Below are 13,293 nucleotides of genomic sequence, written 5' to 3'. Positions count from 1 at the left end.
CGGAGTGGGGAGGAGATGAAAACCCCGGAAGCGGCGCGACTCATCGCGCATCCGGCCGCGAATTCGACGGCAGCGGCGGAGGCGGCTTGTGCGGGGGCGGCGGATTGCGCCAGGCGCCGGCATTGCGGCCGGCAATCAGCCAGTAGACCACGCCGGAGACGATGCCCGCGCCTGTCATGATCTCCAGATGCCGCCGCACGATGCCTTCGAACTGGAGTGTATCGGAGTGGAAGGGGATGAGGCCGAGATAGCAGGCTAGGCCAACTACGCCGCCACCCACGGCATAAGCGAGCGCGCTGCGGATATAGAGCGCTTCGGTGATCGCGACGATCACCGCCGCCGGAACCAGCGCAAAGCCCGAGACGAAGATGAAGCCGAAGCCGAGCAGAATGTCGATCGCGCCCTGGTCGACCGGACCGGCGCCGAGATCGGCAAACTCCGGAAACAACAGCGCGACGACGACGATCATGCCGCCGACGAAGCAGGCGGCGAGGAAGCCGATGAAGATGACGATGAGGCGGCCGATCAGGGACATGACAGAAATGCCAATTCCGCCGTCATTGCGAGGAGCCACCCGGTCCCGCCTTCGGCGGGCCGGATGACAGGCTCCACGACGAAGCAATCCAGACTGTCTCAACGGAAAGATTCTGGATTGCTTCGCTGCGCTCGCAATGACGAGGATGCGAGAGCGAAGGCATGAACTATCAATCCGTCATCGCCATGGCGCGGAGCGCCTGACGTTCGCGGGCCGAGAGCTTCTCGGTCTCCGACTTGAGCTGGCCGCAGGCGGCGAGGATGTCGCGGCCGCGCGGGGTGCGCACCGGCGAAGAATAGCCGGCATTAAAAATGTATTCGGAGAATTTCTCGATCTGGTCCCAGTCCGAGCATTCATAGGCCGTGCCGGGCCAGGGATTGAAAGGGATCAGGTTGATCTTGGCGTGAATGCCCTTGAGCAGCTTCACCAGCAGCTTCGCATCGTCGAGCGAATCGTTGACGCCCTTGAGCATCACATATTCGAAGGTGATGCGGCGTGCGTTCGAGGCGCCGGGATAGTCGCGGCAGGCCTGCAGTAGCTCCTTGATCGGATATTTGCGGTTGAGCGGCACCAGCTCGTTGCGCAGCTCGTCGCGCACCGCATGCAGCGAGATCGCGAGCATGACGCCGATCTCGTCGCCCGCGCGCACGATGTTCGGCACCACGCCCGAGGTCGACAGCGTGATGCGGCGACGGGAGATGCCGATGCCTTCATTGTCGCCGACGATCAGCAACGCATCGCGCACCGCGTCGAAATTGTAGAGCGGCTCGCCCATGCCCATCATCACGATGTTGGTGACGCGGCGCGTGCCGTCTTCGCGATCGGCCCAGTCATTGAGGCGGTCGCGTGCGACCATCACCTGTCCGACGATCTCGCCGGCGGTGAGATTGCGCACCAGCCGCTGCGTGCCGGTGTGACAGAAGGAGCAGTTCAGCGTGCAGCCGACCTGGGAGGAGACGCAAAGCGTGCCGCGATCGGTCTCGGGAATGTAGACGCACTCGACTTCATGCGCGCGCTCGACGTTGTCGCCGCTCGGCAGCCGCAGCAGCCATTTGCGGGTGCCGTCGTTCGAGATCTGCTCGGCCACGACTTCGGGACGGTCGACGGTGAAGTGCTGCGCGAGCTCGCCGCGAATGCCCTTCGAGATCGACGTCATATCGTCGAAGCTTTGGGCGCCGCGGAAATAGAGCCAGTGCCACAGCTGCTGGACGCGCATCTTGCGCTGCGCGGGCGCGACGCCGATCTCGCCGAGGCGGTCGGCAAGCTCGCTGCGCGACAGGCCGATCAGCGAGGGCCTGGCCGGCGGCACATAGGTTTCGAGCGGAGTCTTCTCCACCAGTATTGCGTTGTGCGGCTCGGTCGTCGGTTGCATTGGTTGCCTGATATCTCTCGTCATGCCCGGGCTTGTCCCGGGCATCTACGTTCTATTCCGCCCGTTGCTAGCGCGTGGATGGCCGGGACATCTGGTGCGAAGACGCGCTTCGCGCTTTAGCCCGGCCATGTCGGCTGCACCTTTGGGATACCCCAATATAGCAACCGGAACCGCCGATTGCGACCGTGATACCGACCGCAGCCTTAACGCGGCTGGTTTACCGCCTGCAATCCTGGGAAATCCGGTCCAGCGCCTGGGCGAGGCCCTTCAACGAGAAGGTATCGGTTGTCTCCGTTCCCTTGGCCGAGACGCCCTTGACCACAAGATCGGCGGATTTGCGCATGGCCTCGACCATCCGCTCTTCCTCGGCCGCGTTCTTGATCCAGAGGCCGTCGCCCTGCGTGTACATCGCGAAAGCGGCGCCGCCGACCTCGACCGAGGATTCCGAGCCCGGCTTCAGCGCATAGCCGATCATGACCGAGACTTCGTTGTTCACCTTTTCCGCCGGCCGGGTCGAAACGAAGGCATAGGCGGGATCGCGCGGGCGGTTCGGCGGGTTGGTCTTCGACGACGACGGCTTGGCCAGCGCGAAGCAGACCTTCTTGCCGTTCGGTGTGGCCGAATAGGCGCCCCAGGTGCCGAACTGGCCGATCAGGGTCGGCTCCGCGCCGCCCGCAACTGCGGTGGCTGGAGCCACCGGCTTGCTCTCGGGCTTTGCTACTGTCTTTGCAGCCGGATTGGCCGCCGGTGCAGCCGCCTTTGGCGCGGCTTTGGGCGCCGGTTGCGCCGTCTGCGCCCGCGCGGAATCGGTGATTCCCACGGCCATAACGCCCGTCATCAAGGCTAAAATCAGCACCCGCCACATGCTGGAGTGGTTCCCTCAATATTGTGACTGGAAGATGGCCCGGCCGCGCTTTGTCCCCCGGCAGGGATAACCGGGAAAGTCCAATTTGGGAAGGCAGTTAGCGGCTTAGCCTTTGGATCGCGCAGCCCGCTGCTCGGCCCATTGCGCGTCGGTCCAGCGCAACAAATCCTCGGCGCCCGAGCTGCGCAAATGCGCGCCACCGTCGATCACGACCATCTCGCCATTGATGTAACCGGCACGGTCCGAGACCAGGAAGCTGGCGAGGTCGGCGAGCTCACTGTGCTCGCCGGTACGCCCCATCGGGTTCCGGGCGGTCCAGCCTTCGTCGCGGCCCTCAGGACGGAGCTGCCCCGAGGCGCCAGCGGTCGGGAACGGGCCCGGGGCGATCGCGACGGTACGGATGCCCTTCGGGCCCCACTCGACCGCGAGACTCCTGGTCATCGCCAGCACCGCCGACTTCGCCATCGCCGAGGGAACCGTGAAGGCGCGGCCGGTGATGGTCGAGGTCGAGAGGATCGAGAGCACGACACCGCCATGCTTGCCGTCGATCCAGCGCTTGCCGGCGGCGAGCGTGCAATACATCGCGCCATGCAGCGTCGGCGCGAGGATCGCGTCCGCGGCGCGAAACGACAGATGCTCGCTCTGCGCGATGAAGGTTGCGGCAGCGTTGTTGACGAGAATATCGAGTGGCGCCTCGCGCCAGATCGCGTCCATCATGCTCTCGACGGCGCCACCGTCACGGACATCGCAGGCGATCGTGGTGACCTTGCCGCCGGTCTGCGCGCGCATCTCGCTCGCCGTCGCTTCCAGCCGGTCGAGCTTGCGGCCGCAGATCACGAGCTCGGCGCCAAGCGCGAGAAAGCGACGTCCCATCGCGGCGCCAAGGCCGGAGCCGCCGCCGGTGACGAGGATGCGCTTATCCCTGAGCAGACCCGTTTCAAACATCGTTTGAATCCTTCTTTTTCTTCTTACTTCGTCATTGCGAGCGCAGCGAAGCAATCCAGACTATTTCCGCAGGACGGATTCTGGATTGCGTCGCTGCGCTCGCAATGACGCGAGGATAGGCCTTCACGCTGCGCTAGACAAAGAAACCGGATTGTCGGACCGCACTAAATCCGGCAGAAACGGACCAACTATAATTCCGCCTCGAAACGCCCAGTATTCTCAAGAAGGTGCCGCCATGAAAGCCATCCTCTGCTCGCAATATTGCCAGCCCGATGATCTCGTGCTTGCCGACGTGCCGGATCCGGTGGCAGGTCCCGGCGAAGCGGTGATCGCGATCAAGGCGGCGGCGCTGAACTTCTTCGACATCCTGATGATTCAGGGCAAGTACCAGATCAAGCCGCCGTTCCCGTTCTCGCCCGCCGCCGAAGTCGCCGGCGTGATCGAGAGCATCGGTCCCGGCGTGACTGATCTGAAGGTCGGCGATCGCGTCGTTGCGTCCTGCGGCCACAACGGCGCGCGCGAAAAGATCGCGCTGCCGGCGGCATCGATCGTGAAGATTCCCGACAATCTCGACTATGACCGCGCGGCCGGCATCATCATCATCTACGGCACCGCGCTGCATGCGCTGGAAGACCGCGCGAGCCCGAAGCCGGGCGAGACGCTCGCGGTGTGCTGGGAGCAGCCGGCGGCACCGGCTTGGCTGCCTGCGAGCTCGGCAAGCTGATGGGCCTGAAGGTGATCGCCTGTGCCTCGTCGGACGAGAAGCTCGAATTCGCGAAAGCGCATGGCGCCGAGCTGACGCTCAACTACGGCAAGGAAGATTTGAAAGAGGGCCTGCGCAAGCTCACCGGCGGCAAGGGCGTCGACATCATCTTCGATCCGGTTGGTGGCGCCTATGCCGAGCAGGCACTGCGCTCGATCGCCTGGGAAGGCCGCTTCCTGGTGATCGGTTTTGCCGCCGGCGACATTCCGAAGATGCCGCTGAACCTCGCGCTACTGAAGGGCTGCGACATCCGCGGCGTGTTCTGGGGTGCATGGACCCGGCTCAACCCGGCCAAGAACCGCGCCAATCTCGAGAAGCTCGTGAAGTGGACCGCGGAAGGAAAGATTTCCTCGCATGTCGACCGCACCTTCCCGCTGGCACAAACCGCCGACGCACTGAAGGTTCTGGCGGGACGCCAGGCCATGGGCAAGGTGATCCTGCATCCGTGATGGTGTGAGCCGCAGCGCTTGCCTGCCACACGCACTCGCCACATATGCGACCGTCGTCGCCCGCCTTCTGCGCAATTGCGTACTGAGGCGGGCGGTCCAGATTTCAGAGACGCCAGAGATTTCAGCCGAGACGCCGCGGCCCACTGGATGCCCCGGGGTCAAAGTCAGCGGAGTCTAGGAAAACCTTCCTCAACCATCACCGCCAAAATCGTGGTGCATTCCTCCGCTCCGCCTCAATCAAACCCAAATATTTCCTAATTCGCGCAAACCGTCGTCGTTTTTTGGGCTGATTCCAACTGCGTTTTACCGGTTCCATTTGCGGGACACTTTGGACAAAAGCAAGAAGACTTAAGCCGAATTGCCCCTGCGTTGCGTTGGTAATGGGGAGCATGACCATGGAGACGACGGCACATCGCCCGTCGAAGGAGTCGAAGGCGTTCGACTCCGATCGAGCCACATCACATCCGCCGACCGCGTCCTTTATCCGTGCGCGCGCCGCGCGGGCCGATCTTTCGCAGGACGATCCAATTCCACTCTTCCTGTCCGATCCGCTCGGTGCGCCGGACCCAGGCGAATATGCGCCCATTGAGGTGCGCTCCAGAATTGTCCCGCGCGTTCTCGCGGCCGTTCTGACGGCATCCACCCTGGCAATTCTGGTCACACTGTATCAGTCCGACTTTCGCGGCCTCTTCCCCGCCAATGCCGTTAGCTGGATGGGCATCGCGCCGGAGCAAGCCATGGCGTCGGCCAACACGCCGGCCATGACGCAGAGCTCGCTGAAGGATTCGGACCGCGCGACCAACACGACGCTGGCGAGCGCCGACACGCAGGTTCCCCCTGCACCGTCAACGCCGAGCCGCGAAGCGATCGCGACCGCCTATCAGACGGCGCTGCAAGCCCAGGCACCCATACCTGCGCCCGCACCCGTCGCGGCGCCGCCGGCGCCCACTCCGCCCGCCAAGACGCTAGCCAAGACGCTCGATGCCGACACGCTGGCCGGGCTGATGACACGCGCGAAGAGCCTGTTGAGGATCGGCGATATTGTTGCAGCCCGCCTGCTGCTCGAGCGCGCGGCCAATGCACAGGATGCAACGGCCGCGTTTCTGCTGGCGCAGACCTATGACCCGGCCGTGCTGGGCACCAGCGACGCGCGGAGCATCGCCGGCGACGCGACCGTCGCGCGTGACTGGTACCAGAAGGCCGCGGCACTCGGATCGGCGGAGGCGCGGCAGCGCCTCGCTCAGCTTCAGAACTAGAACTTTTCAGAGGGTATTATGCGTAACGCTTTGGGAATGGCGGTTGCCGCCATCATGACGATTTGCGCCTTCGCGGCACGCGCCGAGCAGACCGAGTACGATCCGGCCAAGGTCTCGGACGGCCTGAAGGCCATCTTCCAGTTCGGCTCGACCTCGACCAAGCAGTCGCTGAACGCCAATACGGTCACGCTGATCACCGGCACGATCGGCGGCACCTACGTGCAGTTCGGCGCCGACCTCGCCTCCGTGCTCGACGACGGCAACAAGATCCGCGTGCTACCGATCGTCGGCCGCGGCTCGGTGCAGAGCGTCGCCGACATTCTATTCCTGCAAGGCGTCGATCTCGGCATCGTGCGGGCGGACACGCTCGACTATCTCGAGCGCAAGGGCTTTGCCAAGGACATCAAGAAGCAGTTCACCTATGTGACCAAGCTCTACAATGAAGAGATGCAGGTGATCGCGCCGAAATCGGTCGCGACGCTGAAGGATCTCGAGGGCAAGAAGGTCAGCGTCGATCTGCCCAATGGCGGGACCTTCGTCACCGCGCTGACGGTGTTCGAACGGCTCGGGATCAAGGCGAACTTCGTCTATGTCGAGCAGCGCATCGCGATGGAGAAGCTGAAAGCCGGCGAGATCGACGCCGTCATCGTGGTCGGCGGCAAGCCGTACAAGTCAGTGTCGACCTTCAGCAATGACGGCCGCTTCCACCTCGCGGGGGTCGACTATGCAAAGCCGCTCCAGAGCGACTATCTGCCGGCGACGCTGACCGCCAAAGACTATCCGAACCTGATCAAGGAAGGCGAGAACGTGGACACCATCGCGGTGCCGGCGGTGCTCGCGGCCTACAACTGGGCGCCCAACACCGACCGTTACCGTAAGCTTGCGCTGTTCGTGGATGCGTTCTTCACGAAATTCCCGACCCTGCAGAACCCGCCTTTCCATCCCAAGTGGAAGGAAGTCTCGCTCCCGGCACCTCTGACGGGCTGGAACAGATTGCCGGTGGCGCAGCAATGGCTCGACAAGCACGGCGTCGAACCGGTGACCCGGGAGCGCTTCGAGGCGTTCCTCAAGCAGAACCCCGCGGCCCAGAAGGTGTCCGACGCAGACAGGGAAGCGCTGTTCAAGCAATTCCAGGCGTGGGACGCGGGGAACGCGCGGGCGGAGAAGAAGTAACGAGCGGCATTGCGGCCGATGGTGTCGCAAGCGGCACCCACACACTCGCTGTCATCGCCCGGCTTGACCGGGCGATCCAGTACTCCGTGACGTCAGTGATTGAATCGAGAGGCCGCGGCCTACCGGATTCCCCGCCTGCCACCTACGCTAAAGCTTCGGCTGCCCTGGACCGCAACCCCGGCGAAGCCTTGGCGTGGCCGGGTCGCGGGGAATGACAGCGGTGGGCGTGGCTACGGCGTGTAGCCAACAACGCCTACTGCGCCGCCTCCGCACCATCCACCCCACGCTTCAGCACGGCGCGGGCGGCTTCGCGGTGCTCCGTCGTGATGTGGCTGGCGACCATGCGGATGGCGGTGGCGAGCACGGCGGCGTCATCGGTGAAGCCGAGGATCGGCATCACGTCGGGGACGAAATCGAACGGCAGGATGAAATAGGCGATCGCTCCGAGCAGCGACGCCTGGACATGGCGCGGCGTCTGCCGGTCGAACGCACAGTAATAGGCCGCGAGCAGGTCTTCCGCGAACGGCAATTGCGCGGCGACACGCTTCAGCTTGCGCCAGAAACCGCGGCGCACGCTCTCATGATCCTCCGCGAGCCGATCGGCCGGCTCGAAGCCGACGCTGTGTTCGGCAGCCATGTTCGACAAACTCCCCATTCAGCCAGGGGCGGCAGATGGCCGCATCTCCTGCTGATCACAACATGGGGATGCAGCCGATCCTCGCAAGGTGTCAGGTAGCTGTCAGCTTGGCGATCGTGTTCATCGTCCTGGCCAGCTCGATGTCGAGCTTGGTGACGCCGCCGGCGTCATGGGTCGACAGCACCACCTCCACCGTCTTGTAGACGTTGCGCCATTCGGGGTGGTGATCCATTTTCTCGGCAACCAGCGCCGCGCGGGTCATGAACCCGAACGCCTCGTTGAAATCCTTGAAGACAAAGGTCTTCCCGATGGCGTCGCGGCCCTGAACCTCGGTCCAGCCCGGTATGGCGCCCAGTGCCTGCTTGCGTGCTTCCGGCGTCAGCCGCTCTGCCATGATCGCCTCCATTTTCAGGGGAACTTTACCCTAACACCGTGCGTATGGCCCTGGTTCAGACCGGATTTCGTCCATCCGCTAACCATGACGGAGATGTAACCCCGCGGGACAAGAAATTTGCTATGATTGCAGGTGTAAATCGCCGGCCAAGATGAAACTGAGCCTCAAGCGCCTGTTTGGGAGATCGATGACCGGGGGATTGGACCTGGCCGAAGCGCCCACCCCGCCTTCGCCGCGATCAGCGGCGCGGAAGACGGCGCTTGTGTCTCTGGCGCTGGTGCTTGCGATCATCGGCGCGCTCGTCGGCGGATACTATTTCGCGATGCGGCCGGTGACGTTGAAGATCGCGGTCGGTCCGGCCAATAGCGACGACCTCAAGGTGGTGCAGGCGCTGACGCAGGCTTTCGCGCAGCACAAGAGCTTTGTGCGGCTACGCCCGATCCAGACCGACGGTGCCACCGCCAGCGCCGATGCGCTCGCGGAAAACAAGGTCGATCTCGCCATCGTGCGCGGCGACGTCGACGTGCCGAAGAACGCGCAAGCCGTCGCGACCCTGCGCAAGAACGTCGTGGTGCTGTGGACCGTGCCCGGCAAGGGCAAGAAGAAGGGCGCGAAGATCACCAAGATCGCGCAGCTCGCCGGCCATCGCGTCGGGGTGATCGGCAGAACCCAGGCCAACGTCAATTTGCTCAAGGTGATCCTCCAGCAATACGGCGTCGATCCCGCCAAGGTCGAGGTCATACAGTTCCCGGCCAATGAAGCCGCCGAGGCGATCAAGGCCCAGAAGGCCGATGCCTATCTCGCAGCCGGCCCCGTCAACAGCAAGATCACGTCGGATGCGATCGCGGCTTCCGCCAAGGACAGCGGCACGCCGACCTTCCTCGCGATCGATTCCGCGGACGCGATCGCGCAAAACCATCCCGTCTACGAAGCATCGGAGATTCCCGCCGGCACCTATGGCGGCTCGCCCGATCGCCCCGATGACGAGGTCAAGACCATCAGCTTCTCGCACCACATCGTGGCGCGCAAAGGGGTGTCCGATACCACCATCGCGGCATTCACGCGCCAGCTCTTCGCCGTGCGCCAGCAACTGGTGGCGGAATTCCCGATGGCGGCGAAGATCGAGACGCCCGACACCGACAAGGATGCGGTGATCCCCGTGCATCCGGGCGCCGCCGCCTTCGTCGACGGCGAGGAAAAGACCTTCCTCGACAAATACAGCGATTACATCTGGTGGACCCTGATGGCGCTCTCGGCGATGGGCTCGATCGGCGCCTGGTTCGCGGGCTACCTGAAGAAGGACGAGCGCGACAACAACAGCCATTTGCGCGACCGCCTGTTCGACCTGATCGCGGCGGCGCGCAAGAGCGAGACGACCGACGAGCTCGACCAGATGCAAACCGAGGCTGACGAAATCCTGCGCGACACGCTGCGCTGCTTCGATCACGGCGCGATCGAAGAGGGCGGGCTCACCGCCATCAACATCGTGCTCGACCAGTTCCACGCCGCCGTCGCCGACCGCAAGGCCGTGCTGTTTGCCATGCCGCAAAGCCTGCAGCGCGCAGGCGCGCAATTCAGGGCCGCCGGCAACGCGTAAACGCTTGCCGCGTTATTGCTGCGTCATACTGTCTCAGTATAGCTTTCGCTGTCATTCCGGAGCGCGCGCAGCGCGAGTCCGGAATCTCGAGATTCCGGGTCCGGTCGTTCGGACCGTCCCGGAATGACGACGCGAGATGCGCACGAGACAAAAAGCGAAGCCGCCATGAACATCAAATTCTCCCGCCGCCGCTTCCTCACCACCAGCGCCGGCGCACTCGGCGCGATCGCGATGCCCCATCTCTCGCGCGCGGCCGACCGGCCGGCGGTTACGCATGGCGTGCAGTCCGGCGACGTCACGGTCGACGGTGGCGTGGTCTGGGCGCGCACTGACCGGCCATCGCAGATGCTGGTCGAGGTGGCCACGACCGAGTCCTTCAAGGATGTCCGCGCACTGCCGCCGATCGCGGCACTGCCGGAGAGCGACTTCACCGCGAAGATGCTGATCGAGAACCTGCCGGGCGGACAGGACATCTTCTATCGCGTCCGCTTTCGCGATCTCTCGCATACCGCGATCGAGGGCGAGCCGGTGGTCGGCCGCTTCCGCACCGCTCCGGCCGACCGTCGCGACGTCAGCTTCGTCTGGGGCGGCGACGTCGCAGGGCAAGGCTGGGGCATCAATCCCGATGATGGCGGCATGTTCACTTTCTCCGCGATGCGCAAGCATCGCCCGGATTTCTTCCTGCATTCCGGCGACACGATCTATGCCGACGGTCCGATCGAATCCGAGGTGAAGCTCACCGACGGCAAGACCTGGAAGAACGTCACCATCCCCGAAAAGGCCAAGGTCGCGGAGACGCTGGACGAGTACCGCGCCGCACACAAATACAATCTCACCGACGACAACGTCCGCGCCTTCAATGCCGAAGTGCCGATCTTCGTGCAGTGGGACGACCATGAAGTGACCAACAACTGGTCGCTGTCGAAGGAGTTGCCGGCGTCCTACAAGGTGCGCGACATCTCCCTGCTGGCAGCCCGCGCCGGCCGCGCCTTTCACGAGATGTATCCGATGCGGGAGAGCATCGTTGAGCCGGGCCGCGTCTATCGCCAGATCTCCTACGGCCCGCATCTCGACGTGTTCGTGCTCGACGAGCGCAGCTATCGCGGCCCGAACGGCGCCAATCTCGAAACCGCTTACGGGCCCGCGAGCTATTTTCTCGGCCCGGACCAGGTCGCCTGGCTCAAGCGCGGCCTTCTGAATTCGCGTGCGACCTGGAAAGTGATCGCCTCCGACATGCCTATCAGTCTCGTCGTGTCGGACACGCCGAAGGGCGGATCGGAAGCCATTGCGCAGGGCGACGGCCCGGTGCGCGGCCGCGAGTTCGAGATCGCCGACATCCTGCGCTTCATCAAGATGGCGCCGATCAACAACACGGTGTGGCTGACCGCGGACGTGCACTACGCCGCCGCGCATTATTACGATCCGAACAAGGCGCAATTCCAGGAGTTCGAGCCGTTCTGGGAATTCGTCTCGGGCCCGCTGCATGCGGGCACCTTCGGTCCGAACGCGCTCGACAACACCTTTGGGCCAGAGGTGCGCTTCGTCAAAGCGCCGGGCAAGGACAACCAGAACCTGCCGCCGTCCGCAGGCATGCAGTTCTTCGGTCACGTCAAGATCGACGGCGCATCCGGCCAGATGACGGTGACCTTGCGCGACCGCGCCGACGTCGCGCTGTGGTCGACCACGCTCGATCCGAAATTGGCCTGAAGCCGGGAGAACGCCGACGGGCGATCAGGAGCCGCCCGAGCGCAGCGCGGCCTCCAGCGCTTCGCTCGAACACGGCTTTTGCAGCCGCGGCCGCGTCTTGAATTCGGGAGCGATCCGATCCTCGGCGCCGTAGCCCGTCACGAAGACGAAGGGAATTTGCGCAGCCGCCAGCCGGTCGGCGACGGCAAAGCTTTTCTCGCGGCCGAGCTCGACGTCGAGCAGCGCGAAATCCGGCGCGCGCGCTGCGATCGCCGCCAGCGCCTGCGCCACCGACCCCACGGTGCGCACGCTCCTCACGCCAAATCCGAGCAGGCGATCCTCGAAATCGATCGCAATGATCGGATCGTCCTCAACGATCAGAACATCGGCGGGCATGCCGGTCGAGCCGTCCGGGGGAGCAGGTATCATGATGGTGGATATCGAGGGCTGCATGTTCTTACCGATCGAGGACAGCCTCATCCCGACGCCTGCGCCCAGCGCATCGGAGGGTTCCCGGAACGAAACTCACCACAGAACAGTTTTCACGTCTGTCCACTTGTGCACATAGCCCATGATCGGACCTCGCTAGTGTTGAAAGGAGAGCAGGGGATTTACGATGGACGCGCGTATCAGCAAGACAACCGAAGTCGGCAGCCGGCCGGCCAACAATCTGCTGCGGCGCTTGAGTCCGGCTGACTACGCGCTGCTGGCACCGCACGTCACCCTGGACACCGCCGGGGCCAACGAGCTGCTCTACAGTCCCGGCGACGATGTCCAGGTCGTGCACTTCCCCTGTGGGCCGTCGCTCGCGACATTTCTCGTTCCCAATGAGGACGGCCGCGACGTCGAGACCATCCTGGTCGGCCGCGAAGGCGCAGTGGGCGGCATCGTCAGCGAGGGATTTTTGCCGGCCTATACCCGCATCTGCGTGAAATTCGGCGGACCATTCGCGCGCATTCACGTCGCCAAGCTGGACGCTGCCAAGATGCGCTCGGCCTCGCTGCGCAACATCTTCGCCCGCTATGCCGACTGCATGCTGGCGCAGATGTTCCAGTCCACCGCCTGTAACGCCATCCACTCCATCGAGCAGCGTACGGCCAAGTGGATCATTGCGGCGATGGAGCGGACCGGCGACGAGAGCAGCGTGCCGCTGACGCATGAGCAACTCGCGACGCTGCTCGGGGTCGGCCGCAGCTATGCGAGCCGCGTGCTCCAGTCGTTCAAGGCCGAGGGCGTGCTCGATACAAGACGCGGCGCGATCCTGGTCCGCAATCTCGACGGCTTGCGCCTGCGCGCCTGCCTGTGCAACGACGCGGTGAAGATGCACTTCGAGGAAGTGCTGCGCGGGGTCTATCCGACCGAGGAGACCAGCCCCGGCTCGGCGCAGGGCTGATCGAGGCCCCGTCCCCGAGCAAAGGCCGGTTTGGTGCTGAATTTACCCTAACCCCCGGAGATTCCCTGACAAAATTCAGTCAACCAACTAGCAAAGAACACATTGTTTTTTGGCGGTTTTTGCATATATTGCGCCGCAACGCGTAGGGTGCCTGGTCGAGATGACCGGGCGGCCCTTTTTGGGCGGAAAGCGCCCGTTTCCAGTCTTCCAGCGTTGTTTCGAGAAGAG

At 64.0% G+C, this 13,293-nt stretch carries 12 protein-coding genes and 1 pseudogene; 6 read left to right on the top strand and 7 right to left on the bottom strand.

What is annotated here, in order from left to right; translation table 11 throughout:
• Positions 1-40 precede the first annotated feature (40 nt).
• The 4 genes from ACVJ5M_RS04835 to ACVJ5M_RS04820 form a co-directional block, all read right to left on the bottom strand.
• Entirely contained in the window at positions 41-535 is a 495-nt protein-coding gene (locus tag ACVJ5M_RS04835) for a hypothetical protein (RefSeq protein ID WP_063980357.1), read from the bottom strand.
• Positions 536-704: 169 nt separating this feature from the next.
• Positions 705-1,907 carry a 23S rRNA (adenine(2503)-C(2))-methyltransferase RlmN gene (gene rlmN, locus ACVJ5M_RS04830; RefSeq protein WP_063980356.1) on the bottom strand — a complete coding sequence of 401 codons (1,203 nt, stop codon included), beginning with the start codon at positions 1,905-1,907 and terminating at the stop codon, positions 705-707.
• Between the two features lie 217 nt (positions 1,908-2,124).
• Entirely contained in the window at positions 2,125-2,772 is a 648-nt protein-coding gene (locus ACVJ5M_RS04825) for an invasion associated locus B family protein (protein ID WP_063980355.1), read from the bottom strand.
• A gap of 105 nt (positions 2,773-2,877) precedes the next feature.
• Entirely contained in the window at positions 2,878-3,717 is an 840-nt protein-coding gene (locus tag ACVJ5M_RS04820; RefSeq protein WP_063980354.1) for an SDR family oxidoreductase, read from the bottom strand.
• A gap of 235 nt (positions 3,718-3,952) precedes the next feature.
• On the opposite strand from ACVJ5M_RS04820, the pseudogene ACVJ5M_RS04815 reads away from it, so the two are divergent.
• The 3 genes and pseudogenes from ACVJ5M_RS04815 to ACVJ5M_RS04805 all read left to right on the top strand — a co-directional run bounded on the left by ACVJ5M_RS04815 (position 3,953) and on the right by ACVJ5M_RS04805 (position 7,358).
• Positions 3,953-4,929, top strand: a pseudogene (locus tag ACVJ5M_RS04815) (NADPH:quinone oxidoreductase family protein).
• Between the two features lie 395 nt (positions 4,930-5,324).
• Positions 5,325-6,185 (top strand): hypothetical protein, encoded by an 861-nt coding sequence (locus ACVJ5M_RS04810; RefSeq protein WP_063985984.1) that lies wholly within the window; start codon positions 5,325-5,327, stop codon positions 6,183-6,185.
• A gap of 18 nt (positions 6,186-6,203) precedes the next feature.
• Positions 6,204-7,358: a TAXI family TRAP transporter solute-binding subunit gene (locus ACVJ5M_RS04805; RefSeq protein WP_028152802.1), complete on the top strand. Its 1,155-nt coding sequence runs from the start codon at positions 6,204-6,206 to the stop codon at positions 7,356-7,358.
• A gap of 253 nt (positions 7,359-7,611) precedes the next feature.
• On the opposite strand, the gene ACVJ5M_RS04800 is transcribed toward ACVJ5M_RS04805, so the two are convergent.
• Together ACVJ5M_RS04800 and ACVJ5M_RS04795 are read right to left on the bottom strand one after the other, a co-directional pair.
• On the bottom strand, positions 7,612-7,995 hold the full coding sequence (locus ACVJ5M_RS04800) for a YkvA family protein (protein WP_063980352.1): 384 nt from the start codon (positions 7,993-7,995) through the stop codon (positions 7,612-7,614).
• 91 nt (positions 7,996-8,086) lie between these two features.
• On the bottom strand, positions 8,087-8,389 hold the full coding sequence (locus ACVJ5M_RS04795) for a 4a-hydroxytetrahydrobiopterin dehydratase (RefSeq protein ID WP_028152804.1): 303 nt from the start codon (positions 8,387-8,389) through the stop codon (positions 8,087-8,089).
• A gap of 151 nt (positions 8,390-8,540) precedes the next feature.
• Between ACVJ5M_RS04795 and ACVJ5M_RS04790 the strand changes: the two genes are divergently transcribed.
• Both ACVJ5M_RS04790 and ACVJ5M_RS04785 read left to right on the top strand, forming a co-directional pair.
• Positions 8,541-9,986, top strand: coding sequence for a TAXI family TRAP transporter solute-binding subunit (locus tag ACVJ5M_RS04790; protein WP_084794917.1), 1,446 nt, complete (start codon positions 8,541-8,543; stop codon positions 9,984-9,986).
• A gap of 165 nt (positions 9,987-10,151) precedes the next feature.
• Positions 10,152-11,693: an alkaline phosphatase D family protein gene (locus ACVJ5M_RS04785; protein WP_063985982.1), complete on the top strand. Its 1,542-nt coding sequence runs from the start codon at positions 10,152-10,154 to the stop codon at positions 11,691-11,693.
• A 24-nt stretch (positions 11,694-11,717) separates the two neighbouring features.
• On the opposite strand, the gene ACVJ5M_RS04780 is transcribed toward ACVJ5M_RS04785, so the two are convergent.
• Entirely contained in the window at positions 11,718-12,152 is a 435-nt protein-coding gene (locus ACVJ5M_RS04780; RefSeq protein WP_231143759.1) for a response regulator, read from the bottom strand.
• A 136-nt stretch (positions 12,153-12,288) separates the two neighbouring features.
• Between ACVJ5M_RS04780 and ACVJ5M_RS04775 the strand changes: the two genes are divergently transcribed.
• Positions 12,289-13,065 (top strand): Crp/Fnr family transcriptional regulator, encoded by a 777-nt coding sequence (locus ACVJ5M_RS04775; RefSeq protein WP_135213906.1) that lies wholly within the window; start codon positions 12,289-12,291, stop codon positions 13,063-13,065.
• Positions 13,066-13,293 lie beyond the last annotated feature (228 nt).

The sequence above is a fragment of the Bradyrhizobium sp. S3.7.6 genome, assembly GCF_054061875.1.
The sequence above is the reverse complement of the archived record's forward strand: the minus strand, read 5'-3'. Positions and strand labels throughout refer to the sequence as shown.

Coding starts and splice junctions, on each gene's coding strand:
- rlmN (WP_063980356.1), bottom strand. CDS start 1,907: ATGCAACCGACGACCGAGCCGCACAACGCAATACTGGTGGAGAAGACT.
- ACVJ5M_RS04780 (WP_231143759.1), bottom strand. CDS start 12,152: ATGAGGCTGTCCTCGATCGGTAAGAACATGCAGCCCTCGATATCCACC.
- ACVJ5M_RS04800 (WP_063980352.1), bottom strand. CDS start 7,995: ATGGCTGCCGAACACAGCGTCGGCTTCGAGCCGGCCGATCGGCTCGCG.
- ACVJ5M_RS04825 (WP_063980355.1), bottom strand. CDS start 2,772: ATGTGGCGGGTGCTGATTTTAGCCTTGATGACGGGCGTTATGGCCGTG.
- ACVJ5M_RS04820 (WP_063980354.1), bottom strand. CDS start 3,717: ATGTTTGAAACGGGTCTGCTCAGGGATAAGCGCATCCTCGTCACCGGC.
- ACVJ5M_RS04790 (WP_084794917.1), top strand. CDS start 8,541: ATGAAACTGAGCCTCAAGCGCCTGTTTGGGAGATCGATGACCGGGGGA.
- ACVJ5M_RS04775 (WP_135213906.1), top strand. CDS start 12,289: ATGGACGCGCGTATCAGCAAGACAACCGAAGTCGGCAGCCGGCCGGCC.
- ACVJ5M_RS04805 (WP_028152802.1), top strand. CDS start 6,204: ATGCGTAACGCTTTGGGAATGGCGGTTGCCGCCATCATGACGATTTGC.
- ACVJ5M_RS04835 (WP_063980357.1), bottom strand. CDS start 535: ATGTCCCTGATCGGCCGCCTCATCGTCATCTTCATCGGCTTCCTCGCC.
- ACVJ5M_RS04810 (WP_063985984.1), top strand. CDS start 5,325: ATGGAGACGACGGCACATCGCCCGTCGAAGGAGTCGAAGGCGTTCGAC.
- ACVJ5M_RS04795 (WP_028152804.1), bottom strand. CDS start 8,389: ATGGCAGAGCGGCTGACGCCGGAAGCACGCAAGCAGGCACTGGGCGCC.
- ACVJ5M_RS04785 (WP_063985982.1), top strand. CDS start 10,152: ATGAACATCAAATTCTCCCGCCGCCGCTTCCTCACCACCAGCGCCGGC.